Here is a 2,835-nt window from a genome sequence, read left to right as displayed (position 1 = left end):
GGGGCGGCCCACCGGCGGCCGGCCGGCCGCCGACGACTGGGGACGGCGACGTGGCAGCGGCCGGGGCGTGGGCTCGTCGAGCGTCGGCTCCCCCGGCGTCTGGTCGGTCCGGGCGACGGGGCCCGGCTGGTCCGGCCGATCGGCGGGCTCGGCGCCGGCGTACTCGGCAGGCGCCTGCGACGGCTCGGCCGGCGCACCGTAGGGCTGCTCGGCGTATGGCGTCGCCGCCTCGGCCGCCACGTCGTCGTATCCGGAGCTCGACGGTTCCGCGAACCGGCCGTCGTCGAACCGGTCCTGGTGCCGGCCGTACTGGTACGGAGCCGCCTCGTACCGGGGCTCCTCGTACCGGGGCTCCTCGTACCGGGGCGCGTCGTACGCGGACACCGCCGGCGGCTCGTAGCGGGACTCGGCGAAGACGGACCGCCCCGCCGGCTCCTGGGCGAGCGGCCGCTGCTGCAGCGGCATCCGCTCCTCCGGCGGCCGGGTGACCACCCCCGGCACCGCCGCGGCGACCGAGCCGCCGCCCGGTCCGCCGAACCCGCCGGGTCCGGGCCCGCCGTTCCCGCCAGGTCCGCCCGAGCCCTCGTCGACGGGCGCCCGCCGCTTGCCCGCGTAGGCGCCACGCCGGGCCAGCAGCAGCCCGAGGATCACGAACACCAGGCCACCGGCGGCCGCGGCCACCGGGAGGGTGTCGCGGACGAGCTCGAGGCGGTCGGCGCTGGAGGCGAACTCGTCGACGTTGGCCGACACCTGGTCGTCGGTGTAGGCGAGGGTGCCCTGGACGATCGTCGGGCCGCGGGTGCCCTCGAAGTCGAGGTAGGAGTCCTGCTCCTCCTGGCCCTTGATGATCGCGCCGGTGTGCGGCTCGACCCAGATGGTGCGGGTGTTGCTGTAGACGCGGTCGGCGACGATCGAGCCGGGCTGGCCGAACAGGGCGCCGGGGATCTCCAGCGCCGACACCGGCGTCGGCTCGATGACCTGCTGGAAGACGTAGACCGGGAGGCCCTCGAGCGTGGTCTCGTTCTGGAACTCCATGGGCCGGGTGTCCTGGATGGTGGAGTCCCAGAACGGGTACGACCGCTGCTCGGTGCCGAACGGCAGCTTGAAGTAGAAGCCCGTGTGGTCGACCTCGACGCGGTCGGCCTGCTCGCCGGTGGGTGTGTAGTACTGGTCGAAGCCGTCGACGGCCTCGCCGGTGTGCCGGGCGAACGCCACCCGCTCCTCGAAGTAGGAGAGCACGTTCTCCTCGGGGGTCGCGCCGGCCCCGAGCTCGTCGAACGTGGTGACGCTGGTGTCCCAGACCGCGGTGTCGTCGGTGCTGTCGCCCTGGTCGGGGATGATCCGGCGGACGGAGCGGACGTCGGTGACGCGCTCGACCTGCGCCTCCTGACGCACCACGGCGCCGAGGTCGAGGACCGTCACGTCGGAACCCACCGACACCCGTTCGGCGACGTCGTTGGAGACGACCGCGAGCCGCGGGTACGCGTACCAGCGGGCCAGGGGCGCGAGCACCAACATCAACACCCCCAGTCCCACCAGGACCAGGCCGATACTGCGCCGCATGGACACGCCTTCCTCGGATCGGGGTCTCCGCGTGGCCCGCGTCAGGCCACCGCCGGGCGCGGCCCCGGGGCGGCACGGGGGCTCCTCGTGAACCTACCCTCCGATCCGGCGCCGTGCATGCCACTCGGCAACATCGCCCCCGATCAGAGCGACGGACGTCACGTCCATCGCGGATGCACGCTCACCGGCGAGCGGACCGACCCCCACCTCAGTTGATCTTGGAGTTGTTCGGCCATCTATCGGACGAAACGCCCCGTAATTGCCGAACAACTCCAAGATCAACGGGGAGGGCGACGGCGGGCCGAACCGTTCCGGGGCCGGCTGGACCCAGTACCGCGCGGTCAGGAGACGGACGACGCTTGGGCGGGGTGCCGGCCCTCGGCGAACTCCTCGACCATCTTCGCGCAGAACGCCGGGAGGTCGTCGGGCTTGCGGCTGGTGACCAGCCCCTGGTCGGTGCAGACCTCCTCGTCGACCCAGGTGCCGCCGGCGTTGCGGATGTCCGTCTGCAGACTGGGCCACGACGTCAGCGTGCGGCCGCGGACGACGTCGGCCTCGACCAGCGTCCACGGCGCGTGGCAGATCGCGGCGACCGGCTTGCCGGCCGCGAAGAACGCCTTGACGAACGCCACCGCCTCGGCCGACGTCCGCAGCTGGTCGGGGTTGGCGACGCCGCCGGGCAGCATGAGCGCGTCGTAGTCGTCCGCGCTGGTCTCGGAGACCGGCTGGTCGACGGGGAACGTGTCGCCCTTGTCGAGGTGGTTGAAGGCCTGTACCTCGCCACCCTGAGGCGCGATCAGCGCCGGCCGCCCGCCGGCGTTCTCGATCGCCTTCCAGGGCTCGGTCAGCTCGACCTGCTCGACCCCCTCGTTCGCGACGAGGACCGCGACCCTCGTGCCGTCGATTCGCTCGTCCATGACGGCTCCCTCCCGTTCTCGGGTTCGACTGTCTTTACCGTCGGCCGGTACCCGGCGGGAGTGGCGCCATTCGCCGCGGGGTCGAACATCGCGTCGATGCGCACGTACTCGTCGTCCTCGGCGACGGAGCCGGCGCGCTGCCAGGCGACGGAGCCGATGACGGCGAGCGCGATCGCGATCAGCACCAGACCCTGCGCGAGCCCCGAGTGGGCGCCCGGCGACGGTCCCGGCCAGGGCCGCAGCGCGACGACGAGGCCGGCGAGGAGGACGGCGCCGGCCGCCAGCGCGGGCGCCAGCCGGGTCAGCCACGGCCGTCGCGGACCGGCGAGCAAGACGACCGCGCCGACGGCGGCCG

Annotated in this window: 3 protein-coding genes; all 3 read right to left on the bottom strand. The window is 73.4% G+C overall.

The genetic code is table 11. The features are described from left to right. Nucleotides 1-1,563, bottom strand: a 1,563-nt coding sequence (locus DY240_RS23305; RefSeq protein ID WP_147375471.1) for a DUF3068 domain-containing protein, incomplete at its 3' end; no start/stop codon positions are given. A 341-nt stretch (nt 1,564-1,904) separates the two neighbouring features. Next, a complete protein-coding gene (locus DY240_RS23300) occupies nt 1,905-2,480 on the bottom strand; it encodes a type 1 glutamine amidotransferase domain-containing protein (protein WP_119662143.1) in 576 nt (191 codons plus the stop codon). After that, nucleotides 2,408-2,835: hypothetical protein (locus tag DY240_RS32370; RefSeq protein ID WP_199702181.1), on the bottom strand; the 428-nt coding region annotated here is incomplete at its 5' end. The genes DY240_RS23300 and DY240_RS32370, both read right to left, overlap by 73 nt.

The sequence above is a fragment of the Jiangella rhizosphaerae genome, assembly GCF_003579925.1.
Classification (GTDB): domain Bacteria; phylum Actinomycetota; class Actinomycetes; order Jiangellales; family Jiangellaceae; genus Jiangella; species Jiangella rhizosphaerae.
This window is presented reverse-complemented; position numbering and strand designations above follow the sequence as displayed.

Coding starts and splice junctions, on each gene's coding strand:
- DY240_RS23300 (WP_119662143.1), bottom strand. CDS start 2,480: ATGGACGAGCGAATCGACGGCACGAGGGTCGCGGTCCTCGTCGCGAAC.